This is a genomic window from Rhodanobacter sp. 7MK24 (assembly GCF_014842995.1).
GTDB lineage: Bacteria > Pseudomonadota > Gammaproteobacteria > Xanthomonadales > Rhodanobacteraceae > Rhodanobacter_A.
In genome coordinates this window covers 571,263-593,054 of record NZ_JACYXL010000003.1, presented here as the reverse complement: position 1 = coordinate 593,054, position 21,792 = coordinate 571,263, and the positions used below count along the sequence as shown (strand labels likewise).

33 protein-coding genes are annotated in these 21,792 nt (G+C 64.5%); 32 read left to right on the top strand and 1 reads right to left on the bottom strand.

The window, feature by feature from the left end:
• Positions 1-3: 3 nt before the first annotated feature.
• From tuf to IHE49_RS09090, 30 genes are all read left to right on the top strand, one after another.
• Entirely contained in the window at positions 4-1,194 is a 1,191-nt protein-coding gene (gene tuf / locus IHE49_RS09235; RefSeq protein WP_192157137.1) for an elongation factor Tu, read from the top strand.
• Positions 1,195-1,637: 443 nt separating this feature from the next.
• On the top strand, positions 1,638-1,949 hold the full coding sequence (rpsJ, locus tag IHE49_RS09230) for a 30S ribosomal protein S10 (protein WP_014402136.1): 312 nt from the start codon (positions 1,638-1,640) through the stop codon (positions 1,947-1,949).
• A gap of 20 nt (positions 1,950-1,969) precedes the next feature.
• On the top strand, positions 1,970-2,611 hold the full coding sequence (gene rplC / locus IHE49_RS09225; RefSeq protein ID WP_192157058.1) for a 50S ribosomal protein L3: 642 nt from the start codon (positions 1,970-1,972) through the stop codon (positions 2,609-2,611).
• Between the two features lie 11 nt (positions 2,612-2,622).
• Entirely contained in the window at positions 2,623-3,225 is a 603-nt protein-coding gene (gene rplD, locus IHE49_RS09220; RefSeq protein ID WP_192157056.1) for a 50S ribosomal protein L4, read from the top strand.
• Complete coding sequence (gene rplW / locus IHE49_RS09215) at positions 3,222-3,515, top strand: 50S ribosomal protein L23 (protein WP_192157055.1); 294 nt, start codon at positions 3,222-3,224, stop codon at positions 3,513-3,515. Before rplD ends, rplW begins: the two co-directional genes overlap by 4 nt.
• Positions 3,516-3,532: 17 nt before the next feature.
• Positions 3,533-4,354, top strand: coding sequence for a 50S ribosomal protein L2 (gene rplB / locus IHE49_RS09210; RefSeq protein WP_192157053.1), 822 nt, complete (start codon positions 3,533-3,535; stop codon positions 4,352-4,354).
• Between the two features lie 12 nt (positions 4,355-4,366).
• The gene (rpsS, locus tag IHE49_RS09205) at positions 4,367-4,639 is read left to right on the top strand and encodes a 30S ribosomal protein S19 (protein ID WP_077481308.1); all 273 of its coding nucleotides are present in this window, start codon (positions 4,367-4,369) and stop codon (positions 4,637-4,639) included.
• The gene (rplV, locus tag IHE49_RS09200) at positions 4,639-4,974 is read left to right on the top strand and encodes a 50S ribosomal protein L22 (RefSeq protein ID WP_192157051.1); all 336 of its coding nucleotides are present in this window, start codon (positions 4,639-4,641) and stop codon (positions 4,972-4,974) included. Before rpsS ends, rplV begins: the two co-directional genes overlap by 1 nt.
• 13 nt (positions 4,975-4,987) lie before the next feature.
• Entirely contained in the window at positions 4,988-5,752 is a 765-nt protein-coding gene (gene rpsC, locus IHE49_RS09195; protein WP_192157049.1) for a 30S ribosomal protein S3, read from the top strand.
• Between the two features lie 11 nt (positions 5,753-5,763).
• On the top strand, positions 5,764-6,177 hold the full coding sequence (rplP, locus tag IHE49_RS09190) for a 50S ribosomal protein L16 (protein WP_192105764.1): 414 nt from the start codon (positions 5,764-5,766) through the stop codon (positions 6,175-6,177).
• A gap of 1 nt (position 6,178) precedes the next feature.
• Positions 6,179-6,364 carry a 50S ribosomal protein L29 gene (gene rpmC / locus IHE49_RS09185; RefSeq protein ID WP_192105763.1) on the top strand — a complete coding sequence of 62 codons (186 nt, stop codon included), beginning with the start codon at positions 6,179-6,181 and terminating at the stop codon, positions 6,362-6,364.
• Positions 6,365-6,376: 12 nt separating this feature from the next.
• A complete protein-coding gene (gene rpsQ / locus IHE49_RS09180; protein WP_181300988.1) occupies positions 6,377-6,637 on the top strand; it encodes a 30S ribosomal protein S17 in 261 nt (86 codons plus the stop codon).
• Positions 6,638-6,652: 15 nt separating this feature from the next.
• The gene (gene rplN, locus IHE49_RS09175; protein ID WP_007513359.1) at positions 6,653-7,021 is read left to right on the top strand and encodes a 50S ribosomal protein L14; all 369 of its coding nucleotides are present in this window, start codon (positions 6,653-6,655) and stop codon (positions 7,019-7,021) included.
• 14 nt (positions 7,022-7,035) lie between these two features.
• Positions 7,036-7,350 carry a 50S ribosomal protein L24 gene (gene rplX / locus IHE49_RS09170; protein WP_192157047.1) on the top strand — a complete coding sequence of 105 codons (315 nt, stop codon included), beginning with the start codon at positions 7,036-7,038 and terminating at the stop codon, positions 7,348-7,350.
• Positions 7,351-7,361: 11 nt separating this feature from the next.
• Positions 7,362-7,901 (top strand): 50S ribosomal protein L5, encoded by a 540-nt coding sequence (gene rplE / locus IHE49_RS09165; protein ID WP_192105761.1) that lies wholly within the window; start codon positions 7,362-7,364, stop codon positions 7,899-7,901.
• 36 nt (positions 7,902-7,937) lie between these two features.
• Complete coding sequence (rpsN, locus tag IHE49_RS09160; RefSeq protein ID WP_192157045.1) at positions 7,938-8,243, top strand: 30S ribosomal protein S14; 306 nt, start codon at positions 7,938-7,940, stop codon at positions 8,241-8,243.
• 220 nt (positions 8,244-8,463) lie between these two features.
• Positions 8,464-8,859: a 30S ribosomal protein S8 gene (rpsH, locus tag IHE49_RS09155; RefSeq protein WP_192157043.1), complete on the top strand. Its 396-nt coding sequence runs from the start codon at positions 8,464-8,466 to the stop codon at positions 8,857-8,859.
• Between the two features lie 10 nt (positions 8,860-8,869).
• Positions 8,870-9,397, top strand: coding sequence for a 50S ribosomal protein L6 (rplF, locus tag IHE49_RS09150; RefSeq protein WP_192157041.1), 528 nt, complete (start codon positions 8,870-8,872; stop codon positions 9,395-9,397).
• A gap of 97 nt (positions 9,398-9,494) precedes the next feature.
• The gene (gene rplR / locus IHE49_RS09145; protein WP_192157039.1) at positions 9,495-9,848 is read left to right on the top strand and encodes a 50S ribosomal protein L18; all 354 of its coding nucleotides are present in this window, start codon (positions 9,495-9,497) and stop codon (positions 9,846-9,848) included.
• Positions 9,849-9,979: 131 nt separating this feature from the next.
• Positions 9,980-10,489, top strand: a complete 510-nt coding sequence (gene rpsE, locus IHE49_RS09140; RefSeq protein ID WP_192157037.1) for a 30S ribosomal protein S5 — start codon at positions 9,980-9,982, stop codon at positions 10,487-10,489.
• Positions 10,482-10,679, top strand: a complete 198-nt coding sequence (gene rpmD / locus IHE49_RS09135) for a 50S ribosomal protein L30 (RefSeq protein ID WP_192157034.1) — start codon at positions 10,482-10,484, stop codon at positions 10,677-10,679. Before rpsE ends, rpmD begins: the two co-directional genes overlap by 8 nt.
• Complete coding sequence (rplO, locus tag IHE49_RS09130) at positions 10,676-11,113, top strand: 50S ribosomal protein L15 (RefSeq protein ID WP_192157135.1); 438 nt, start codon at positions 10,676-10,678, stop codon at positions 11,111-11,113. Before rpmD ends, rplO begins: the two co-directional genes overlap by 4 nt.
• A 4-nt stretch (positions 11,114-11,117) precedes the next feature.
• Positions 11,118-12,440: a preprotein translocase subunit SecY gene (gene secY, locus IHE49_RS09125; RefSeq protein WP_192157032.1), complete on the top strand. Its 1,323-nt coding sequence runs from the start codon at positions 11,118-11,120 to the stop codon at positions 12,438-12,440.
• A 137-nt stretch (positions 12,441-12,577) separates the two neighbouring features.
• Positions 12,578-12,934, top strand: coding sequence for a 30S ribosomal protein S13 (gene rpsM, locus IHE49_RS09120; protein ID WP_192105753.1), 357 nt, complete (start codon positions 12,578-12,580; stop codon positions 12,932-12,934).
• 12 nt (positions 12,935-12,946) lie between these two features.
• Positions 12,947-13,333 (top strand): 30S ribosomal protein S11, encoded by a 387-nt coding sequence (gene rpsK / locus IHE49_RS09115; RefSeq protein WP_007513384.1) that lies wholly within the window; start codon positions 12,947-12,949, stop codon positions 13,331-13,333.
• An 11-nt stretch (positions 13,334-13,344) separates the two neighbouring features.
• Positions 13,345-13,971, top strand: a complete 627-nt coding sequence (gene rpsD / locus IHE49_RS09110) for a 30S ribosomal protein S4 (RefSeq protein ID WP_192157030.1) — start codon at positions 13,345-13,347, stop codon at positions 13,969-13,971.
• Positions 13,972-13,986: 15 nt separating this feature from the next.
• A complete protein-coding gene (gene rpoA, locus IHE49_RS09105; protein WP_181301024.1) occupies positions 13,987-14,985 on the top strand; it encodes a DNA-directed RNA polymerase subunit alpha in 999 nt (332 codons plus the stop codon).
• 314 nt (positions 14,986-15,299) lie between these two features.
• Positions 15,300-15,683, top strand: coding sequence for a 50S ribosomal protein L17 (gene rplQ / locus IHE49_RS09100; protein WP_181301027.1), 384 nt, complete (start codon positions 15,300-15,302; stop codon positions 15,681-15,683).
• Positions 15,684-15,838: 155 nt separating this feature from the next.
• A complete protein-coding gene (locus IHE49_RS09095) occupies positions 15,839-16,360 on the top strand; it encodes a disulfide bond formation protein B (protein ID WP_192157133.1) in 522 nt (173 codons plus the stop codon).
• Complete coding sequence (locus tag IHE49_RS09090) at positions 16,357-17,727, top strand: 3-deoxy-7-phosphoheptulonate synthase class II (RefSeq protein ID WP_192157028.1); 1,371 nt, start codon at positions 16,357-16,359, stop codon at positions 17,725-17,727. Before IHE49_RS09095 ends, IHE49_RS09090 begins: the two co-directional genes overlap by 4 nt.
• Before the next feature lie 315 nt (positions 17,728-18,042).
• On the opposite strand, the gene IHE49_RS09085 is transcribed toward IHE49_RS09090, so the two are convergent.
• Positions 18,043-19,590 (bottom strand): amidase, encoded by a 1,548-nt coding sequence (locus tag IHE49_RS09085; RefSeq protein WP_225578321.1) that lies wholly within the window; start codon positions 19,588-19,590, stop codon positions 18,043-18,045.
• Positions 19,591-19,845: 255 nt separating this feature from the next.
• On the opposite strand from IHE49_RS09085, the gene IHE49_RS09080 reads away from it, so the two are divergent.
• Together IHE49_RS09080 and IHE49_RS09075 are read left to right on the top strand one after the other, a co-directional pair.
• Positions 19,846-20,499: a c-type cytochrome gene (locus tag IHE49_RS09080; protein ID WP_225578320.1), complete on the top strand. Its 654-nt coding sequence runs from the start codon at positions 19,846-19,848 to the stop codon at positions 20,497-20,499.
• Positions 20,496-21,788 (top strand): cytochrome c, encoded by a 1,293-nt coding sequence (locus tag IHE49_RS09075; protein ID WP_192157024.1) that lies wholly within the window; start codon positions 20,496-20,498, stop codon positions 21,786-21,788. The genes IHE49_RS09080 and IHE49_RS09075 overlap by 4 nt, the downstream gene beginning before the upstream one ends.
• Positions 21,789-21,792: the final 4 nt, after the last annotated feature.

Here is a 21,792-nt window from a genome sequence, read left to right as displayed (position 1 = left end):
GTCATGGCAAAGGGCAAGTTCGAGCGCACCAAGCCCCACGTGAACGTGGGCACGATTGGTCACGTGGACCACGGCAAGACGACGCTGACGGCGGCGCTGACGAAGGTCGGTGCGGAGCGTTTTGGCGGTGAATTCAAGGCCTACGACGCGATCGACGCGGCGCCGGAAGAAAAGGCGCGCGGTATCACGATCTCGACGGCGCACGTGGAATACGAATCGCCGAATCGCCACTACGCGCACGTGGACTGCCCGGGCCATGCCGACTACGTGAAGAACATGATCACGGGTGCGGCGCAGATGGACGGCGCGATCCTGGTGTGCTCGGCCGCGGACGGCCCGATGCCGCAGACGCGCGAACACATCCTGCTGTCGCGCCAGGTGGGCGTGCCGTACATTGTCGTGTTCCTGAACAAGGCCGACATGGTGGACGACGCCGAGCTGCTCGAGCTGGTCGAGATGGAAGTGCGCGAGCTGCTGTCGAAGTACGACTTCCCGGGCGACGACACCCCGATCATCAAGGGTTCGGCGAAGCTGGCGCTGGAAGGCGACCAGTCGGAAATCGGCGTGCCGGCGATCATCTCGCTGGTGGAGGCGCTGGACACCTACATTCCGGAGCCGCAGCGCGCGATCGACCAGCCGTTCCTGATGCCGGTGGAAGACGTGTTCTCGATCTCGGGTCGCGGCACGGTGGTGACCGGCCGTATCGAGCGCGGCGTGATCAAGGTGGGTGACGAAATCGAAGTGGTCGGCATCCGTCCGACGCAGAAGACCACCGTCACGGGCGTGGAAATGTTCCGCAAGCTGCTGGACCAGGGTCAGGCGGGCGACAACGCCGGTCTGCTGCTGCGCGGCCTGAAGCGCGACGACGTGGAGCGCGGCCAGGTGCTGGCGAAGCCGGGCACGATCACCCCGCACACGGACTTCGAGGCCGAGGTGTACGTGCTGTCGAAGGACGAGGGTGGCCGTCATACCCCGTTCTTCAAGGGCTACCGTCCGCAGTTCTACTTCCGCACCACCGACGTGACCGGTGCGATCGAGCTGCCGGAAGGCGTAGAAATGGTGATGCCGGGCGACAACATCAAGATGGTGGTGAGCCTGATCCACCCGATCGCGATGGACCAGGGTCTGCGCTTCGCGATCCGCGAAGGCGGCCGCACTGTTGGCGCCGGCGTGGTGGCCAAGGTCATCAAGTAATAACTGGCCAAAACGCCGTTGGAATAGCGGCTTTTGGTAAAAAGTCCGGCCAAGGATGGCCGGCTCTTGATCTTCGCGAACACGGATGTGAGCACGGATAACGCCGAGCTCTTCCCATACGGGAAATTTGTCGTTATAATTCGCAGCTCCCTAGTCGTTCGAACTCGGTTTCGATCGACTCACCGCGAAATGAGGCGCAGGAAGTGCTTCGAGTTCGCAGGCCGTGGACGGCCATCGCATTCGGTCTGATTCCGGGGTTACCCCGTCGTCAAGCCAGATTGCGCAGCAGGATTTGCGCCAGGCGAGCAGACCAATGCTCGCTTGGCGTTTTTCGGGTCGGGATTTCGCCTTGGCGCGATTCCGATGGTTCCAAAGAGCAGTGCGAGGCGGTGAGAAGCCGCTTCGTTGCACATTCAAGTTCTTTTGATAACAGGACACGGTTTATGGCGAACCAGAAGATTCGCATCCGGCTCAAGGCGTTCGATCATCGTCTGATCGACCGTTCGGCCAGCGAGATCGTCGAGACGGCCAAGCGCACGGGCGCCACGGTGCTCGGCCCCATCCCGCTCCCGACCAAGATCGAGCGTTACACCATTCTGGTGTCGCCGCACGTCGATAAGGATGCACGCGACCAGTACGAGACCCGTACCCACAAGCGTGTGCTCGACATCGTCGATCCCAACGACAAGACCGTGGACGCGCTCATGAAGCTTGATCTCGCCGCTGGCGTCGATGTTCAGATCAAGCTCGGTTGAGCGATAGACAGGATACGAACATGAGTATCGGACTGGTAGGCCGCAAGTGCGGCATGAGCCGGCTCTTCACTGAAGACGGACGCTCGATTCCGGTGACGCTGATTGAAGCGACCCCGAACCGCGTCACCCAGCTGAAGACGGAAGACAACGATGGCTACAGCGCGGTGCAGGTCGCGGCGGGCGTGAAGCGCGCCAGCCTGCTGACGGCGCCGCTGAAGGGTCATTACGCCAAGGCCAAGGTTGAGCCGGGTCGTGGCCTGTGGGAGTTCCGCGTGTCCGCCGACGACCTCGGCAAGTACAGCGTGGGCGCGGAGATCAAGGCGGACGAGGTGTTCTCGGTCGGCCAGATCGTCGACGTCGCCGGCGTCTCGAAGGGCAAGGGCTTCCAGGGCACCATCAAGCGCCACAACTTCAAGATGGGCGATGCGACGCACGGTAACTCGCTGTCGCATCGCGCACCGGGTTCGATCGGTCAGCGCCAGACGCCGGGCCGCGTGTTCCCGGGCAAGAAGATGTCGGGCCACATGGGTGCGGTGAACCGCACGCAACAGGGTCTGGAAGTGGTCAAGGTCGACGCCGAGCGTCACCTGATCGCGGTGAAGGGTGCTGTCCCCGGTGCGGCCGGTGGCGACGTCGTCATCCGTCCGACCACCAAGGGTTGAGGAGAGACGCCATGGAACTGAATGTCATTGGCGCCAAGCCGCTCAGCGTGTCGGACGAAGTGTTCGGCGGCGAGTTCAAGCAAGCCCTGGTTCACCAGGTGGTGGTTGCGTACCAGGCCGGCGGTCGCGCCGGTACCAAGGCGCAGCTGTCGCGTGGCGAGCTGTCGGGTACCACCAAGAAGTTCAAGAAGCAGAAGGGCGGCGGCGCCCGTCACGGTGACTACCGCGCCCCGATCTTCGTGGGCGGTGGCGTGACGTTTGCCGCGAAGCCGCGCAGCTACGAGCAGAAGGTCAATCGCAAGGCCTACCGCGTGGCGATCCGCTCGATCCTTTCCGAGCTGAACCGCCAGGGTCGCCTGAAGGTGGTCGACGGTTTCGGCGTCGAGCAGCCCAAGACAAAGGCGATGGTTGCCAAGCTCGCCGAGCTGCAGGTTTCCGGTCGCGTGCTGCTGGTTTCCGAGGATGCCAACGAGGCGCTGTACCTGGCTTCGCGCAACATCCCCTATCTGCATGTGCTGGACGTGATGGCGCTGAACCCGGTCAGCCTGGTCGGTTCCGACCACGTGGTGATGACGGTCGACGCCGTGAAGAAGATCGAGGAGTGGCTGGCATGAGCAACGAACGCATTCTCGACACGCTGCGCGCGCCGCACATCTCCGAGAAATCGGCTCGCGTCAGCGAGCACAACCAGTACGTATTCGTGGTTGCCCCCACGGCGACCAAGGCCGATGTCCGCGAGGCGGTGGAGAAGATGTTCGACGTCAAGGTCGAGCAGGTGAACCTCGTCAACAGCAAGGGCAAGGTCAAGTCCTTCCGTTTCCGCGCTGGCAACCGCCAGGGCAAGCGCAAGGCCTATGTGCGCCTCGCTGATGGCCAGTCCATCGACGTGTCGGCCAAGGCCTGAGCCAGGAGTTCCTCGAGATGGCACTAATCAATCACAAGCCAACCTCGCCGGGTCGTCGTGACGCCGTCAGCGTCCGCACCGAGGGGCTGCACAAGGGCGCGCCCTACGCGCCGCTGACCGAAAGCCAGTCGAAGACGGGTGGTCGCAACCATTTCGGTCGCATCACCACGCGTCATCGCGGCGGCGGTCACAAGCAGGCTTACCGCATCATCGATTTCAAGCGCGACAAGGAAGGCATTGCCGCCAAGGTCGAGCGCATCGAATACGATCCGAACCGCACCGCGCACATCGCGTTGCTGTGCTACGCCGACGGCGAGCGCCGCTACATCATCGCGCCGAAGGGCGTGCAGGTGGGCGACCGCCTGTTGTCTGGTCACGATGCGCCGATCAAGGTGGGCAACTGCCTGCAGCTGCGCAGCATCCCGGTGGGTTCCACGATCCACTGCATCGAGATGAAGCCCGGCAAGGGTGCACAGATCGCCCGCTCCGCCGGCGCCTCGGTGCAGCTGGTGGCCCGTGAATCCGGTTATGCCACGCTGCGTCTGCGCTCCGGCGAAATGCGCCGTGTGCCGGTCGAGTGCCGCGCCACCATCGGTGAAGTGGGCAACGGCGAGCACAGCCTGAAGAAGCTCGGCAAGGCCGGCGCCAAGCGCTGGATGGGCATCCGCCCGACCGTGCGCGGCGTGGTGATGAACCCGGTCGACCATCCGCACGGCGGTGGTGAAGGCCGTACCTCCGGCGGCCGTCATCCGGTCAGCCCGTGGGGCACGCCAACCAAGGGTTACAAGACCCGCAACAACAAGCGCACGCAGCAGTTCATCGTGCGTCGCCGCAAGTAACAGGAACCCGACATGCCACGCTCTCTGAAGAAAGGTCCGTTCGTCGACCTTCACCTCGCCAAGAAGGTGGAAGCCGCGGTTTCCGCCAACAACAAGCGTCCGATCAAGACCTGGTCGCGCCGCTCGATGATCCTGCCCGAAATGGTGGGCCTGACCATCGCCATCCACAACGGCCGCCAGCACGTGCCGGTGCTAGTCAACGAGAACATGGTCGGGCACAAGCTCGGCGAGTTCGCGGTGACGCGCACCTTCAAGGGCCACGTCGGCGACAAGAAGGGCAAGTGATGAGCACCGAAGCCAAAGCGATCCTGCGCAGCGCCCGCATCTCGGCGCAGAAGGCACGCCTGGTGGCAGACCTGGTCCGCGGCATGCCCGTGGGCCGGGCCAGCGACGTGCTCCAGTTCACCAACAAGAAGGCCGCGCACATTGTCCGCAAGGTGCTGCTGTCTGCCGTCGCCAACGCCGAGAACAACCTCGGTGCCGATGTCGACGAGCTGAAGGTCTCACGCATCTTCGTGGACGAAGGTCCGGCGATGAAGCGTATGTATGCCCGCGCCAAAGGCCGCGGTTCCCGCATCCTGAAGCGCACCAGCCACATCACCGTGGTCGTTGGCGAGTAAGAGGAAGAAGACGATGGGTCACAAAGTTCATCCCACCGGCATCCGCCTCGGCATCGCCAAGGACTGGAATGCCAAGTGGTACGCCAACAAGGGCGACTACGCGAAGTATCTCGTGGCAGACATCAAGGTCCGCGAGATGCTGAAGAAGAAGCTGGCTGCCGCCGGCATCTCGAAGATCCAGATCGAGCGCCCGGCCAAGACCGCGCGCGTGACGATCCACACCGCCCGTCCGGGGGTGGTGATCGGCAAGAAGGGCGAGGATATAGAGAAGCTGCGCAAGGAAGTCAGCGACCTGATGGGCGTCCCGACGCACATCAACGTCAACGAAGTGCGCAAGCCCGAGCTGGACGCCCAGCTGGTGGCCGAGTCGATCGCGCAGCAGCTCGAGCGCCGCATCATGTTCCGTCGCGCGATGAAGCGCTCGGTGGGCAATGCGATGCGCCTGGGCGCGCTGGGCATCAAGATCAACGTTTCCGGCCGTCTGAACGGCGCCGAGATCGCCCGCTCCGAATGGGCCCGCGAAGGTCGCGTGCCGCTGCACACCCTGCGTGCGGATATCGACTACGGCACCGCCGAGGCGAAGACGCAGTACGGCATCATCGGCATCAAGGTGTGGGTCTACAAGGGCGAGATCTTCGACGTGGCCCAGATCGGCCAGGAACCGAAGGACGAGTCCCCGGCGCCGTCGTCGCGCCGCGAGGGTGGCGAAGGCCGCCGTGACCGTGAACCGCGTCGCGATCGTGATGGCGAAGGCCGTCGCGAGCGTGCGGCGAAGTAAGGAGAGTTGCCATGTTGCAACCCAAGCGAACCAAATACCGCAAGCAGTTCAAGGGCCGCAACGACGGTCTGGCGCACTGCGCCAACCTCGTCAGCTTCGGCGAATTCGGCCTGAAGGCGACCACCACCGGCGCGCTGACCGCGCGCCAGATCGAGGCCGGTCGTCGTTGCATCACCCGCTTCGTGAAGCGTGGCGGCAAGCTGTGGATCCGCGTGTTCCCGGACAAGCCGATCACCAAGAAGCCGATCGAAGTGCGCATGGGCGCCGGCAAGGGCGGCGTGGAATTCTGGGTCGCCCCGATCCAGCCCGGCCGCATGCTTTATGAAATCGAGGGCATCGACGAGGCGTCGGCGCGCGAGGCGTTCCGCCTGGCTGCCGCCAAGCTCTCGGTGCAGACCCAGTTCGTGACCCGGGCGGTGATGTGATATGGCCATCAAAGATCTGACCACCAAGTCGGCCGAAGAGCTCAATCAGCACCTGCTGGACCTGCGCAAGGAACAGTTCAACCTGCGCATGCAGAAGGGTGCTGGCCAGCTCAACCAGCCGCATCAGCTGCGCCGCGTCCGGCGCGACATCGCCCGCACGAAGTTCGTGCTCGGCGGCAAGAAGTAAGGGACCGCCGATATGAGCGACAACCAGAAGCAGGCGCGTACCCTCGAAGGGCGCGTCATCAGCAACAAGATGGACAAGACGGTCACCGTCCTGATCGAGCGCCAGGTGCAGCACGGCCTGCTGGGCAAGATCGTGCGCCGGTCGACCAAGCTGCACGCGCAGGACGACCTCGGCGCGAACGAGGGCGACCTCGTGCGCATCGCTGAGTGCCGTCCGCTGTCCAAGACCAAGCATCACCGCGTGGTCGAAATCGTCACCCGCGCGGCCGTCTAAGAGGAGGGTGCAGACATGATCCAGATGCAAAGCACGCTCTCCGCGGCGGACAACAGCGGTGCCAAGGAACTGATGTGCATCAAGGTGCTCGGCGGCTCCAAGCGCCGTTACGCCGCGATCGGTGACGTGATCAAGGTCACCGTGAAGGACGCCATTCCGCGTGGCAAGGTGAAGAAGGGCGAGGTGTACAACGCCGTGGTGGTTCGCACCGCCAAGGGTGTGCGCCGTCCCGATGGCTCGCTGATCCGTTTCGACGGCAATGCAGCGGTGCTCCTCAACAACAAGCTCGAGCCGATCGGCACCCGTATCTTCGGGCCGGTCACCCGCGAGCTGCGCAGCGAGAAGTTCATGAAGATCGTCTCGCTCGCGCCCGAAGTGCTCTGAGCGGAGACCAAACCATGAACCGTATCCGCAAGGGTGATCAGGTCCTCGTGATCACCGGCAAGAACAAGGGTCAGCGCGGCGAAGTGCTGCGCGTGGAAGGCGAGCGTGTGTTCGTCTCCAACGTGAACCTGATCAAGCGTCATACCAAGCCGAATCCGCAGGCCAACCAGGCCGGCGGCATCGTCGAGCGCGAAGCTTCGATCCATCTCTCCAATGTGCAGCTGTTCAACCCCGCCACGAACAAGGGTGAACGCGTTGGCACCAAGACGCTCGCTGATGGGCGCAAGGTCCGCGTGTTCCGTTCGAATGGCGAGGTCGTGGACGCGTAAGGATTAATGACATGACGCGCCTTGAGACGTTTTACAAAGAGCAGGTAGTGCCGAAGCTCACCGAGAAGTTCGGCTACCAGAACGTGATGCAGGTTCCCCGCATCACCAAGATCACGCTGAACATGGGCGTGGGCGAAGCTGCGGGCAACAAGAAGATCCTCGAGAATGCCGTGGCCGACATGGCGAAGATCTCGGGCCAGAAGCCGATCACGACCAAGGCGCGCGTTTCCGTGGCCTCGTTCAAGATCCGCGACGGCTGGCCGATCGGCTGCAAGGTCACCTTGCGCCGCGCCCAGATGTTCGAATTCCTGGATCGCCTGATCAACATCTCGCTGCCCCGCACCCGCGACTTCCGCGGCGTGTCGGGCCGCGCCTTCGATGGCCGTGGCAACTTCAACTTCGGCGTGAAGGAACAGATCATCTTCCCGGAAATCGACTTCGACGCCGTCGATGCGATGCGCGGCATGGACATCGCGATCACCACGACCGCGAAGACCGATGCCGAGGCCAAGGCGCTGCTGGAAGCCTTCAACTTCCCCTTCCGTAATTAAGCACGTCGCAACTGATAGACGCGAGAGATATATCAAATGGCAAAGACCTCGATGGTCAACCGCGACATCAAGCGGACCAAGCTCGTCAAGAAGTTCGCCGCCAAGCGCGCCGAACTGAAGGCGATCGTGCTGAGCACCACTGCCTCCTACGAGGAAAAGATGGAAGCGCAGGGCAAGCTGCAGAAGCTGCCGCGCGACGCCAGCCCGATCCGCCAGCGCACCCGCTGCGCGCTGACCGGTCGCCCGCGCGCCGTGTACGCCAAGTTCAACCTCGGCCGCAACAAGCTCCGCGAAGCCACCATGCGTGGTGACGTGCCGGGCCTGCGCAAGGCCAGCTGGTAAGACCCAAACTGGGGCAGGGCGGACGAGTCCGCCTCGCCCGATGCGGCGGCAGGCCTTGAGGGCTGCCGCCGTCGGCGCAATTCCAGTGCCGATATTCGCAAAGCCGGAAAAAGCTGTTATAGTCGTCGGTCTGCGCAACGCAGGCTGACGCTTTGTCAGCATCACAATCTAGAAGATTTCCGGTTTTATCGGATATCGGTGCACTCTGAAGGATGTTTTCATGAGCATGACTGATCCCATCGCCGACATGTTCACGCGTGTCCGCAATGCCCAGCTGATGGGCAAGCACACGGTGAGCATGCCGTCGTCGAAGCTGAAGGTGGCCATCGCCAACCTTCTCAAGAACGAAGGCTACGTACTCGACGTGCAGTCCGCCCAGGCGGAAGGCAAGCCCGTTCTCGAAATTCGCCTGAAGTACTTCGAAGGCCGTCCGGCCATCGAGTCCATTTCCCGCGTCAGCCGTTCCGGTCTGCGCATCTACCGCGGCAAGGATGAACTGCCGAAGGTGCTCGGCGGTCTGGGCATCTCGATCATCTCGACGTCCGCCGGTCTGCTGACCGACGCACAGGCCCGTGCCAAGGGTCTGGGCGGCGAAGTCATCGGCCAGGTCGCTTAAGGAGCCGACGATGTCACGTGTTGCCAAGAAGACGATCAACCTGCCGAAGGGCGTGGAGCTGAAGGCTGCCGCCGACGGTGTTTCCGTGAAGGGCCCGAAGGGCACGCTGTCCATTCATGTGTTGCCCGGCGTATCGCTGAGGGTTGAAGGCGATGCCGTCAACATCCAGCTGGCCGAAGGCGCCGACGACAAGTTCGGCGGTACCGCGCGCGCACTGCTGGCCAACATGGTCAAGGGCGTGTCCGAAGGTTATGAGCGCAAGCTGGAGCTGGTCGGCGTGGGTTACCGCGCGTCCATGACCGGCAAGGCGCTGAACCTGAGCCTGGGCTTCTCGCACCCGGTGGTGTTCGAGGCTCCGGAGGGCATCACCCTGGAAACCCCCACGCAGACGGAAATCCTGATCAAGGGTGCCGACAAGCAGGTGGTGGGCCAGGTTGCTGCCAAGATCCGCGCCTTCCGCTCACCCGAACCCTACAAGGGCAAGGGCGTGCGCTATGCCGGCGAGAAGATCACCCTGAAGGAAGCCAAGAAGGCCTGAGTACGCTTTCCCTGCGTGTGGAAGCGGCCATCCATGGCTGCACTACTCACAAGAGCACTGCGTAACTATTGCCGATCCGCTTTCGAGGAACAGACAGATGAACAAGAACGAATCACGCCTGCGTCGCGCCAAGTCCACGCGTTCGCACATCCGCAAGCTCGGTGTGGCGCGCCTGTCGGTGCATCGCACCGGTCAGCATCTCTACGCCCAGGTGTTCGCCGCCGACGGCCAGCAAGTGGTGGCCGCTGCCTCCACCGTGCAGAAGTCGGTTGCCGAAGGCCTGAAAGGCACCAAGAACCTGACCGCCGCTGCCGCGGTGGGCAAGGCCGTGGCCGAGCGTGCGCTGGCTGCCGGCGTGGAGTCGGTGGCGTTCGATCGCTCCGGCTTCCGCTTCCATGGCCGCATCAAGGCGCTGGCCGACGCTGCCCGCGAAGCCGGTCTGAAGTTCTGATTGAGGAATCCGGCCATGACGGCCGGACAGTTTTCGCGGCATGGACGCCGTGTCTTGAATCGACCACAAAAACTCCAAGCGGCCCAGCCGCAAGCAAAAGTCCCGGATGATCCGGGCATACGGAAAAGACTATGTCTTCGACTGATCGTGAAAATTCAGACGGCCTGCTCGAGAAGCTGATTGCCGTCAACCGCGTGGCCAAGACCGTCAAGGGTGGCCGCCAGATGAGCTTCACCGCGCTGACCGTGGTCGGCGACGGCGAGGGCAAGGTCGGCTTTGGCTATGGCAAGGCGCGTGAAGTGCCGGTCGCCATTTCCAAGGCCATGGAGCGCGCCCGCCGCAACATGGTGAACATCGATCTGAACAACGGCACCCTGTGGTACGCCATCAAGGCCAACCACGGCGCTGCCCGCGTCTACATGCAGCCGGCTTCCGAAGGTACCGGCGTGATCGCCGGCGGCGCCATGCGTGCCGTGCTGGAAGTGGTCGGCGTGAAGAACGTGCTGGCCAAGGCCGTCGGCTCGCGCAACCCGATCAACCTGGTGCGCGCCACCATCAAGGGCCTGCAGGCTGTCGCTTCGCCGAAGCAGATCGCCGCCAAGCGTGGCAAGACCGTGGAAGAGGTGCTGGGCAATGGCTAAGAAGAACGAAACCGCCGGCACCGTGCGCGTGCGCCTGGTGAAGGGCCTGCGCGGCGTGCAGGCACGGCATCGCCTCAGCGTCAAGGCGCTGGGCCTGAACAAGACCAATGACGTCAGCGAGCTGAAGGACAGCCCGCAGGTGCGTGGCTTGATCAACACGGTCTACTACCTGGTCCAGGTGGAGGAATAATCATGCGTCTCAACGACATCAAGCCCGCCGCCGGTTCGCGCAAGACGCGTCTGCGCGTGGGTCGTGGCATCGGTTCGGGCCTCGGCAAGACGGCCGGTCGCGGCCACAAGGGTCAGCACGCCCGCGCTGGCGGCACCCACAAATACGGCTTCGAAGGCGGCCAGATGCCGCTGCAGCGTCGCCTGCCCAAGGTCGGCTTCCGCTCCAAGCTGAAGGCCGAGAGCCAGCAGGTGTTCCTGTACCAGCTCGCCAACCTCAAGGCCGACGTGATCGACGCGATCGAGCTGCACAAGGCCGGCCTGATCGACAGTCGCGCCAAGAAGGTCAAGGTGGTGTTGAAGGGCGAAATCGGCCGTGCGGTGAAGCTTTCGGGTCTGCTGGCTACGGCCGGCGCCAAGGCTGCCATCGAAGCGGCCGGCGGCAGCGTGGAGTAATCGCGTGGCCCAGGCCAAAGGCAACGCACTCGGCAAGCTCGGCAAACTGACCGAGCTGCGCCAGCGCATCTTCTTCGTGATCGGTGCGCTGGTGGTGTTCCGCCTCGGTTCGTTCATTCCGGTGCCGGGCGTTAACCCGGACGCGATGAGCAACCTGGTTCAGGGCAACGGCCTGATGGACATGTTCAACATGTTCTCGGGTGGTGCACTGGCGCGCTTCTCGGTGTTCGCGCTGGGCGTAGTGCCCTACATCTCGGCATCCATCGTGATCCAGATGATGGGTTCGGTGATCCCCAGCCTGCAGGCGCTGCGCAAGGAAGGTGAATCCGGCAAGCGGCGGATGACGATGTATACCCGCATCGGCACCGTGGGCCTGGCGTTGTTCCAGTCCTTCGGCATCGCGGTAGCGCTGCAGAAGCAGGTCGCCGCGGGCGGAGCGCCGGTGGTGTACATGCCAGGCTTCGGCTTCGTGCTGGCTTCGGTCGTGGGCTTGACCGCAGGCACCATGTTCCTGATGTGGCTGGGCGAGCAGATGACCGAACGCGGCATCGGCAACGGCATCTCGCTGCTGATCTTCGCCGGCATCGTGGCTGGCCTGCCGGGCGCGGTGGTGCACACCCTGGGCATGTCCAGCAACGGTGAGCTCTCGGTGCTGATGCTGCTGGTCGTGTTTGCGATCGTGCTTGGCGTTACAGCGTTCTGCGTGTTCATGGAGCGCGCGCAGCGGCGGATCACAGTCAACTATGCACGGCGTTCCGGTGGCCAGCGCGGCTACCAGAACCAGAGTTCCAGCCTGCCGCTGAAGATCAACATGTCGGGCGTGATTCCGCCGATCTTCGCATCCAGTCTGCTGATGTTCCCGGCGACAGCGGTGAGCTGGTTCGGCGCCGGCCACCAGTCGCGCTGGCTGCAGGACCTGACCCAGGCCCTGAGCCCGGGCGAACCGCTGTGGGCGCTGGTCTATACGGTGCTGGTGATCGGCTTTGCGTTCTTCTACACCGCAGTCGTGTTCAACTCGGAAGAGACGGCGGACAACCTCAAGCGTTCCGGCGCACTGATCCCGGGTATTCGCCCGGGTCGCGCCACCGCCAGCTACATCGACGGCGTGATCACCCGCTTGACCGGAGTGGGTGCGTTGTACCTGGTACTGGTCTGTCTGGTGCCGTCGTTCATGCAGAAGTTTTGGCATGTGCCGTTCTACTTCGGTGGTACGTCGCTGCTGATCGTGGTGGTCGTGGTGATGGATTTCACCTCGCAGGTGCAGGCGCACCTGGTCAGCCACCAGTACGAAAGTTTGCTCAAGAAGGCCAATCTCCGTCGCAACTAGTGGCTGCTGGGCGCGGGAGACGGGTCGAAAACCCGGAGGGTCAGGCGGCGTTGAGCGCTGCAGGACTTTCCTGACAAGTTGATTCAAGATAGAATTGCGCGTTTACCGCGCACGAAAGCACTCGGAGAAAGCACATCATGGCGCGCATCGCAGGTGTCAATTTGCCGGTCCAGAAGCATGTCTGGGTTGGTCTGCAGAGCATTTACGGCATTGGCCGCAGCCGGGCCAAGAAGGTCTGTGTGGACGCTGGCGTGGTTCCTACCACCCAGATCAAGTCGCTCAGCGAAGGCGAAGTGGAAAAGCTTCGCGCGGAAATCGCCAAGTACGTCGTGGAAGGCGATCTGCGCCGCGAAGTGGGCATGGCCATCAAGCGCCTGATGGATCTGGGCTGCTATCGCGGCCTGCGCCATCGTCGTGGCCTGCCGGTGCGCGGCCAGCGCACGCGTACCAACGCACGCACCCGCAAGGGCCCGCGTCGCGCCATCAAGAAGTAACGGATCGAGAATATGGCCAAGCCTGTCAAGACCAAGAAGAAGATCAAGCGCGTTGTCACGGATGCCGTGGCCCACGTGCAGGCCTCCTTCAACAACACCATCGTCACCATCACCGATCGCCAGGGCAACGCCCTGTCGTGGGCGACTGCCGGCGGCGCGGGTTTCCGCGGTTCGCGCAAGTCGACCCCGTTCGCTGCCCAGGTCGCCGCCGAGAAGGCTGGCCGTGCCGCTGGCGACTACGGCGTGAAGACCGTGGAAGTGCGCATCAAGGGCCCGGGCCCGGGTCGTGAGTCGGCCGTGCGTTCGCTGAATGCCTTGGGTTACAAGGTGCTCAACATCATCGACGTCACGCCGATTCCGCACAACGGCTGCCGTCCCCCCAAGAAGCGTCGAGTCTAAGGAGCACAACCATGGCACGTTATCGTGGAGCTACCTGCAAGCTCGCCCGCCGCGAAGGCGCCGACCTGAGCCTCAAGAGCCCGGCCCGCGCAATCGACTCCAAGTGCAAGCTGGAGAACAAGCCCGGCCAGCATGGCGCCAACAAGCGCATGCGTATGTCCGACTACGCCGTCCAGTTGCGCGAGAAGCAGAAGGTCAAGCGCATCTACGGTGTGCTTGAACGCCAGTTCGGCAACTACTACACCAAGGCTTCGACCCTCAAGGGCAACACCGGCGAGAACCTGCTGCGCCTGCTCGAGAGCCGCCTGGACAACGTCGTCTACCGTATGGGTTTCGCGGTCACCCGCGCCCAGGCCCGCCAGATGGTTTCGCACAAGGCGGTGCTGGTCAACGGCAAGAAGGTCAACATCCCGTCCTACCAGGTCAAGCCGGGCGACGCGATTGCGTTGACCGAGCGTGCCCGCGCCCAGCTGCGCGTTCAGGAAGCGGCGACCGTGTTCGACACCATGGACCTGCGTCCGGGTTGGGTCGAAGTCGACAGCAAGAAGTTCGAAGGCACGTTCAAGGCGGTGCCGGATCGCGGCGACCTGCCGTCCGACATCAATGAAGCCCTGATCGTCGAACTTTACTCGAAGTAATCATCGGAGCCTTGCATGGCAGTTTCGTCTACTAGCGTGCTGCGGCCGCGTGGCCTCAGCGTCGAACAGCTTGGCGCCAATCGCGCCAAGGTGGTGGTCGAACCGCTCGAGCGCGGTTTCGGTCACACCCTGGGCAACGCGCTCCGTCGCGTCTTGCTTTCCTCGATCCCCGGCAGTGCCATCGTCGAGGTCGAGATCGACGGCGTGCTGCACGAATACACCACGCTTGAGGGGCTGCAGGAGGACGTGATCGAAGTCCTGCTGAACCTCAAGGACGTGGCGATTCGCCAGCATACCGGCGACGAAGTCACCCTCACCTTGTCCAAGAAGGGCAAGGGCGTGGTCACGGCCGGCGACATCGTCGTCGACCACTCGGTGGAGATCATCAACCCCGAGCACGTGATCTGCCACCTGACCAAGGACATCGCGCTCAACATGCGCCTGAAGGTGCGTCGCGGCGTGGGTTACCAGCCGGCCAGCTCGCGCGTCCATCCGGACGACGAAGCCCGTCCGATCGGTCGCCTGCAGCTCGACGCCTCGTTCGCGCCGGTGCTGCGCGTGGCCTACGAAGTGGACGCCGCTCGTGTCGAGCAGCGCACCAACCTCGACAAGCTGGTGCTGGACATCGAGACCAACGGCACGATCGGTGCCGAGGACGCGGTGCGCAAGGCTGCCGAAATCATCAACGACCAGCTGTCGGTGTTCGGTGACTTCTCGCGTCGCGAGAGCGCCACCGACAAGGCCGAGAAGAGCGGGTTCGATCCGCTGCTGCTGCGCCCGATCGACGATCTGGAGCTCACCGTGCGTTCGGCGAACTGCCTGAAGGCTGAGAGCATCTACTACATCGGCGACCTGGTGCAGAAGACCGAGGTCGAGCTGCTGAAGACGCCGAACCTGGGCAAGAAGTCGCTCACCGAAATCAAGGATGTCCTTGGTTCGCGCGGCCTGGCCCTGGGCATGAAGCTGGAGAACTGGCCGCCGGCCGGCCTCTCGCACGGCATGCAGTTGGGTTGATAGTTACTAGTGCGATCGTCCTTGATCGCCATGCAGCAAGACATCGGCCAAGGCGTGCATAGCGCCTTGGCCGAACGTCAAAAGCGGCCACTCATGGCCGCGGCGTAATTTTTGCGATCGTCCGTGATCGCTGCGCCATACGCGTTCGGTGGGCACATGTCGTGTGTTGTCACCGGGCGCCAGAAGCGGCCATCCATGGCCGCGCTCTGAATAGAAGCCCGTATCACCAAGGGCCTCATCAGCGGGCAACCGCGGGAAGCCGGACATGAGTGCCGGCTTTTCATAACAACAGACCTACATAGAGAGTATTCGCCATGCGCCACATGAAATCCGGTCGCAAGCTCAACCGCACCAGCGCCCACCGTGAAGCGATGTTCAAGAACATGGCTTCGTCGCTGTTCAAGCACGAGCTGATCCGTACCACCCTGCCGAAGGCCAAGGAACTGCGCCGCGTCGCCGAGCCGCTGATCACGCTGGCCAAGACCGACGGCGTCGCCAACCGCCGCCTCGCCTTCGCGCGCCTGCGCGACAAGGAAGCGGTGGGCAAGCTGTTCGTCGAGCTGGGCCCGCGTTACCGCGAGCGTCCCGGCGGCTACCTGCGCATCCTGAAGTGCGGCTTCCGCGACGGCGACAACGCCCCGATGGCGTATGTCGAGCTGGTCGGTCGCCCGCAGGCCGAGGCTGTCGACGCCGAGTAAGCGTCGCGTTCGCGGACATCCAGACATCCAAACGAAACCCCGGCCGGGCGACCTGCCGGGGTTTTCGTTTGCGCGGCCGGGAGCGTGGCGTGACGATACTGACAGGCCGCCGGCAAGCGGGTAATGTCGTGTCTCCGCTCCACTTCCTCTCGCCCATGAATCCCATGCGTTGGTCGTTTCGCATATGCCTGCTGGCAGGTTTTCTCGTCTGTGCCGGTCTGATCGGCTTTGCGCTGTATGCGCAGTACGTGCTGCAGATGGACCCGTGCCCGCTGTGCATCCTGCAGCGCGTGGCGTTCATTGGGCTCGGCGTGGTGTTCCTGGTCGGCGGCCTGCACGCGCCGCGCGGCGGCAGCCGCTGGCTTTACGTGGCGCTGCTGGTGTCGGTCGCGCTGGTGGGCATCGGCATCGCCGCCCGTCACCTGTGGATCCAGTCGCTGCCGTTGGACCAAGTGCCGAGCTGTGGGGCCCCGCTGGGCTATCTGCTGGAGACCCGTGCCAGCAACGGGGGCCTGATCCATGTGCTGCTCAAGGTGCTCACCGGTTCCGGCGAATGCGCCAGAGTGCAGCCCATCCTTGGTTTGTCGATGCCGTGGTGGTCGCTGATCTGGTTCGCGCTGCTCGGACTGTGGGCAGTCCTGGCCGGCCTGCGCCGCACGAAGGTGATGGTGCGATGAGCAACGGAACACAGAGCGAGGATTGGGCGCCGTCGTCCTGGCAGCAGCGCAGGGCACTGCAGCAGCCGCACTACGAAGACGCCGCCGAGTTGGCGCAGGCCACGGCACAACTGGCACAGCTGCCGCCGCTGGTAACTTCGTGGGAAGTGTTGGCGTTGAAGCAGGCGCTGGCCGAGGCGCAGGAGGGCAAGCGCTTTCTCTTGCAGGGTGGCGATTGCGCGGAAAGTTTCGCCGACTGCAGCAGCCCGATCATCTCGAACCGGCTCAAGGTGTTGCTGCAAATGAGTCTGGTACTGGTGCACGGGTTGAAACAGCCGGTGCTGCGGGTAGGACGTTTCGCGGGCCAGTACGCCAAGCCGCGTTCGGCCGATACCGAGACGCGCGACGGCGTGGCGTTGCCCAGCTTCCGCGGCGACGTGGTCAATGGGCCCGAATTCACCCCTGCGGCGCGGCGCGCCGATCCGCAGCGCCTGATTCGCGCGCATGCGCATTCCGCGCTGACGATGAACTTCGTGCGCGCGCTGATCGACGGCGGCTTCGCCGACCTGCACCACCCGGAATACTGGGACCTGGCATGGGTCGAGCACTCGCCGCTGGCCGCTGAATACCGCCGCATGGTGGCCGGTATCGGCGATTCGTTGCGCTTCATGGAAACCCTGGCGGGGCCGATCGCCGGCTTCACCAAGGTGGATTTCTTCACTTCGCACGAAGCGCTGTTGCTGCATTACGAGCAGGCGGTCACGCGGCAGGTGCCGCGGCATCGGGGCTGGTTCAACTTGTCCACCCACTTTCCGTGGATCGGCATGCGCACCGCGGCGCTGGACGGCGCGCACGTGGAGTATTTCCGCGGCATCCGCAACCCGATCGCCGTAAAGGTCGGCCCTTCGGTGACGCCGGACCAGCTGCTGCCGTTGATCGACGCGCTGAACCCACAGAATGAGGCTGGACGGCTCACTCTGATCCATCGCATGGGCAATGCGAAGATCGCCGAGGCGTTGCTGCCGCTGTTGCAGGCAGTGAGGCGCGATGGCCGGCGCGTACTGTGGGTTGCCGATCCCATGCACGGCAATACCGAAAGCACTTCCAACGGTTACAAGACGCGCCGCTTCGACAATATCCGTGGCGAGCTGGACCAGGCGTTCGACATTCACGCTGCGGCCGGTACGCGACTGGGTGGCGTGCACCTGGAGCTGACGGGCGAGGACGTCACCGAATGCACCGGCGGTGCGCGTGGACTGTCGGAAGCCGACCTGCAGCGCGCGTACAAGTCGATGGTTGACCCGCGGCTCAACTACGAGCAGTCGCTGGAGCTCGCGATGCTGATCGTGCGCAAGTCGGTGGGCGGTCAGGGTAGCGAGGCGGGTTGAGTCGAGTTGCGACGGACTCAGCCCGTCGTTTCGAATGCGTCTTCCGCTTCGCGCGCATCAGCATCTGCCGGCGGCGGAAAGTGGTACCACGCCTCGTGTGGAGAGGCCCTGCAGCAAGACAGGCATTGCGTCATCGACCAGTAATGTCCGCAGCCTGGGCAGCAGCCGGCCGTCCAGAACGTATTCCACACCGTACCGCAGCCGGAGCCGGGTTCGCTCGATGTGCACTTCCAGCGGCTGCCGGGGCGCGGCTCCCAGGCGCAGAGCGGGCAGTGGATGTGCGGCTGGCGTTCCATGTGAGGTATCCGTTGCCCGTTATTTCGGCGATGCCACCGGCTTGCCGTCCACCGTGTCCAGGAACTTCGGCGGCTGCCACGCATGCGTGTGCTGCTCAAAACCGTATGCGATGGAGATCAGCGTGGGCTCGCTCCATTTCGCGCCGAACAGCACGATGCCCACCGGCAAGCCGTGCGCCCAGCCGGCGGGCAGCGTGATCGAGGGATAGCCGGCCACCGCGGCGGGTTGCGAGGGGCCACCGATGGTTGGATCGCCGCTGACTATGTGATCGCCCAGCACGGGATCGGTCATGAAGGCCGGTCCCCAAGACGGTGCCAGCAGTGCATCGAGGTGCTGCGCTTGCAGTGCTGCATCGATGCCCTGGGGACCGGAGAGCTGCTTTGCCTTCGTCAGCGCGTCGCGATAGGCCTGATCGGTGAGCGGGCCGTGCGCCTGGGCCTGCTCGAACAGCTCCTGCCCGAACCACGGCATCTCTTCGGCGGCGTGCGCGTTGTCGAAGGCGATCAGGTCGGCCAGCGTGTGTACCTTCAGCCCGGTGCGCGTAGCGAGGTAGGCGTTGATGTCGTGCTTGAAGTCGTACTGCATCACGATGGACTCGGCGTCGCCGAGTTCGTTGATGTGCGGCAGCTGCACCGGGTCGACGATGATCGCGCCCTGCGCCTTCATCGCGGCGATGGCTTCGTCGAGCACGCGGTCGGCGTTCGGCTCGACGCCGCCCAGTGCGCGCACCACCCCAATGCGCTTGCCGCGAAGACCGTTCGGGTCGAGGAACTGAGTGTAATCGGTGGCGTGCTGGTCGGCGTCCGCAGTGGCCGGGTCGCGCTCGTCGCTGCCGGCGATCACCGAGAGCAGGGCGGCCGCGTCGGCCACGCTGCGCGCCATCGGCCCCGCGGTGTCCTGGTTGGTGCTGATCGGCACGATGCCGGCGCGGCTCACCAGGCCCAGCGTGGGCTTGATGCCGACCAGGTCGTTCATCGACGAGGGACAGATGATGGAGCCGTCGGTCTCGCTGCCGATGGCCACCGTCGCCAGCCCGGCGGCCACCGCTGCGGCGGAACCCGCACTGGAACCGCAGGGGTTGCGGTCCAGCGCGTAGGGGTTCCGGGTCTGCCCACCGACACCGCTCCAGCCGCTCGAGGCGTGGTTGGAGCGGTAGTCGGCCCATTCGCTGAGGTTGGTCTTGCCGAGGATTACCGCGCCGGCCGCGCGCAGCTTCGCGGCCACGGTGGCGTCGTGCGGCGCCGGGGCGCCGGCCAAGGCCAGCGAGCCGGCGGTGGTCTGCTCGCGGTCGCCGGTATCGATGTTGTCCTTCAGCAGCACGGGGATGCCGTACAGCGGCCCATGCTGCTTCGTCCGCTTCGCGTCGAGCGAGGCGGCGATCTTCAGCACATCGGGATTGGTCTGCAGCACCGAGTGCAATGCGGGGCCGCTGCCATCGATGCGCTGGATGCGGTTGAGGAAATCCCGCGTCAGCCCCTTGCTGCTCAGGTTGCCCTCATCCATGCGCTGTTGCAGCTGGGCGATGGAGGCATAGTCGTCGTCGTGCTGCTGCGCGGCCAGCGGCATGCTGGCGAGCAGGGCGACGACGAGCAGTGGGCGAGCGAACAGTTGGCATGTCATGGCGTCCCCCAGGCACTGCGACGTGGTGTCGCGATGCGCGGAGCATAGCCCGGTTGGGCAACCCGATCTGCCTATACTCGACGCATGAATCAGCCACCCTTCTGCATGGCGCGTGCCGTCGTCATACGCATCGTCCGGTGCGCGATGGTGCTTGCCCTGTCGTCGCTGCTGTCGCCAGCGTTTGCCGGATCCCAGGCATCGATGGCGCCGGCGGTGCCCGATACGCTACAGCAGCGCATCGCCGCATGCGTAGCATGCCATGGAGGGCATGGCGAAGGTTCGCCCGGAAGCGGCTTCTTCCCGCGCCTTGCCGGCAAGCCGGCCGGGTATCTCACGCGCCAGCTCATGGATTTCCAGAACGGACTGCGCCAGTACGCGCCGATGGAATACACCGTGCGCGGCTTGAGTCCGGACTACCTGCACGAGATCGCCGAATACTTCGCGGCGCAGCAGGTGCCATACACGCGCTCGCCTTTGCCGCCCGTGCCTGCGCAAGCAATGCAGCGCGGCGAGCAGCTCGTCACGCTGGGCGATGCCGCGCGCGGCGTTCCCGCGTGCGCACGATGCCATGGCAACCAGCTCACCGGGGTGCAGCCGGACATTCCCGGTCTGGTGGGCCTGCCGTACGACTACATCAGCGCCCAGCTTGGCGCGTGGCGCACGCATACCCGTGCCACCGTGGCACCGGATTGCATGGCGGAAGTGGCGGCGCGCCTGGGCGAGTCCGACATCACTGCGGTGTCGGCATGGCTCTCCAGCCGCGAGCTGCCCGCCGACATGCATGCGCAACCGGCCGGCAGCGTGCGGCCGCCGCTGCATTGCGGTGTGCTCGCCGGGAATGGAGCGGGTACATGAAGCGGCTGCTGCGTGTCCTGTCCTTGGCTTTCGTGTTGGCGCTGGTGTTGCTGACGTGCTGGTTGCTGCATCCACTCGGGCATGTGCCGGTATCGCACGGAGAGAGTGCCGTCAGCGAGGCGAGCCTGCGCGATCCGGCGTTGATTGCAAGGGGCGCGGCACTCGCCGTCGCCGGCGATTGCGCCGCCTGCCACACTGCGCAGGGCGGGGTGCCCTTTGCCGGTGGCCGCCTGCTGCCGACGCCGTTCGGCAGCATCGCCACGACCAACCTCACGCCCGATCGAGCCACCGGACTCGGCGACTGGAGCTTCGAGGATTTCTGGCAGGCGCTGCATTCCGGCATCGGGCGGCAGCGCGAGCCGCTGTACCCCGCATTCCCGTACACCTCGTACACCCTGCTCACGCGCGACGACGCACTGGCGATCTATGCATACCTGCAATCCTTGCAGCCGGTGCATCGCACGGACATTCCGAATGAACTGGCGTTTCCATACAGCATCCGCCGGTTGCTGGTGGCGTGGCGTGCGCTCCACTTCCGCGAAGGCACGTATCGACCCGATCCGAAACGGACTGCCCAATGGAATCGCGGTGCCTATCTCGTCCAGGGCCTCGCCCATTGCAACGAATGCCACGCACCGCGCGATGCGTTGGGCGCGGTCATGCCCGATCGTTTCCTCGCCGGCGGCGAGATACCCGCGCAGCACTGGTACGCCCCCGATCTTTCCACGCAGGCCAACGGCGGCCTCGCGGGCTGGCATGCGCAGGACATCGTCGACCTGCTGAAGACCGGCCAGTCCGCGCGCGGCACCGCCTTCGGCCCGATGGCCGACGTGGTGCGGCAAAGCACGCAGCACATGGACGACGCGGATCTGCACGCGATGGCCGACTACCTGTCCATGCTGCCGTCGCGCCAGCTGCCGGTCTCACCGGCAGCGCCACCCGACGCTGCCCGCCTGGTGCAGCAGGGCAAGGACGTCTATCGGCAACGCTGTGCCGACTGCCACGGTGCCGACGGCCATGGCGCGCCTGGCACCTATCCGTCTCTGGACGGCAACGTCTCCGTTGTTGAGCCTGGCGCCATCAATGCCATCCGCATGGTGCTGCTCGGTGGCTTCGCCCCCAGCACCGTCGCCAACCCGCGGCCGTATTCCATGCCGCCGTATGCGCAGCAGCTCGACGATGCCGAAGTGGCTGCCGTGGTCAGCTACATCCGTCAAGCCTGGGGCAACCACGCGGGCGCCGTGAGCCCGCAGGATGTGGGAAGGTATCGGCATACTCCCGAGGACTAGGGTC

Coding starts and splice junctions, on each gene's coding strand:
- tuf (WP_192157137.1), top strand. CDS start 4: ATGGCAAAGGGCAAGTTCGAGCGCACCAAGCCCCACGTGAACGTGGGC.
- rpsJ (WP_014402136.1), top strand. CDS start 1,638: ATGGCGAACCAGAAGATTCGCATCCGGCTCAAGGCGTTCGATCATCGT.
- rplC (WP_192157058.1), top strand. CDS start 1,970: ATGAGTATCGGACTGGTAGGCCGCAAGTGCGGCATGAGCCGGCTCTTC.
- rplD (WP_192157056.1), top strand. CDS start 2,623: ATGGAACTGAATGTCATTGGCGCCAAGCCGCTCAGCGTGTCGGACGAA.
- rplW (WP_192157055.1), top strand. CDS start 3,222: ATGAGCAACGAACGCATTCTCGACACGCTGCGCGCGCCGCACATCTCC.
- rplB (WP_192157053.1), top strand. CDS start 3,533: ATGGCACTAATCAATCACAAGCCAACCTCGCCGGGTCGTCGTGACGCC.
- rpsS (WP_077481308.1), top strand. CDS start 4,367: ATGCCACGCTCTCTGAAGAAAGGTCCGTTCGTCGACCTTCACCTCGCC.
- rplV (WP_192157051.1), top strand. CDS start 4,639: ATGAGCACCGAAGCCAAAGCGATCCTGCGCAGCGCCCGCATCTCGGCG.
- rpsC (WP_192157049.1), top strand. CDS start 4,988: ATGGGTCACAAAGTTCATCCCACCGGCATCCGCCTCGGCATCGCCAAG.
- rplP (WP_192105764.1), top strand. CDS start 5,764: ATGTTGCAACCCAAGCGAACCAAATACCGCAAGCAGTTCAAGGGCCGC.
- rpmC (WP_192105763.1), top strand. CDS start 6,179: ATGGCCATCAAAGATCTGACCACCAAGTCGGCCGAAGAGCTCAATCAG.
- rpsQ (WP_181300988.1), top strand. CDS start 6,377: ATGAGCGACAACCAGAAGCAGGCGCGTACCCTCGAAGGGCGCGTCATC.
- rplN (WP_007513359.1), top strand. CDS start 6,653: ATGATCCAGATGCAAAGCACGCTCTCCGCGGCGGACAACAGCGGTGCC.
- rplX (WP_192157047.1), top strand. CDS start 7,036: ATGAACCGTATCCGCAAGGGTGATCAGGTCCTCGTGATCACCGGCAAG.
- rplE (WP_192105761.1), top strand. CDS start 7,362: ATGACGCGCCTTGAGACGTTTTACAAAGAGCAGGTAGTGCCGAAGCTC.
- rpsN (WP_192157045.1), top strand. CDS start 7,938: ATGGCAAAGACCTCGATGGTCAACCGCGACATCAAGCGGACCAAGCTC.
- rpsH (WP_192157043.1), top strand. CDS start 8,464: ATGAGCATGACTGATCCCATCGCCGACATGTTCACGCGTGTCCGCAAT.
- rplF (WP_192157041.1), top strand. CDS start 8,870: ATGTCACGTGTTGCCAAGAAGACGATCAACCTGCCGAAGGGCGTGGAG.
- rplR (WP_192157039.1), top strand. CDS start 9,495: ATGAACAAGAACGAATCACGCCTGCGTCGCGCCAAGTCCACGCGTTCG.
- rpsE (WP_192157037.1), top strand. CDS start 9,980: ATGTCTTCGACTGATCGTGAAAATTCAGACGGCCTGCTCGAGAAGCTG.
- rpmD (WP_192157034.1), top strand. CDS start 10,482: ATGGCTAAGAAGAACGAAACCGCCGGCACCGTGCGCGTGCGCCTGGTG.
- rpsM (WP_192105753.1), top strand. CDS start 12,578: ATGGCGCGCATCGCAGGTGTCAATTTGCCGGTCCAGAAGCATGTCTGG.
- rpsK (WP_007513384.1), top strand. CDS start 12,947: ATGGCCAAGCCTGTCAAGACCAAGAAGAAGATCAAGCGCGTTGTCACG.
- rpsD (WP_192157030.1), top strand. CDS start 13,345: ATGGCACGTTATCGTGGAGCTACCTGCAAGCTCGCCCGCCGCGAAGGC.
- rpoA (WP_181301024.1), top strand. CDS start 13,987: ATGGCAGTTTCGTCTACTAGCGTGCTGCGGCCGCGTGGCCTCAGCGTC.
- rplQ (WP_181301027.1), top strand. CDS start 15,300: ATGCGCCACATGAAATCCGGTCGCAAGCTCAACCGCACCAGCGCCCAC.
- IHE49_RS09095 (WP_192157133.1), top strand. CDS start 15,839: ATGAATCCCATGCGTTGGTCGTTTCGCATATGCCTGCTGGCAGGTTTT.
- IHE49_RS09090 (WP_192157028.1), top strand. CDS start 16,357: ATGAGCAACGGAACACAGAGCGAGGATTGGGCGCCGTCGTCCTGGCAG.
- IHE49_RS09085 (WP_225578321.1), bottom strand. CDS start 19,590: ATGCCGCTGGCCGCGCAGCAGCACGACGACGACTATGCCTCCATCGCC.
- IHE49_RS09080 (WP_225578320.1), top strand. CDS start 19,846: ATGGCGCCGGCGGTGCCCGATACGCTACAGCAGCGCATCGCCGCATGC.
- IHE49_RS09075 (WP_192157024.1), top strand. CDS start 20,496: ATGAAGCGGCTGCTGCGTGTCCTGTCCTTGGCTTTCGTGTTGGCGCTG.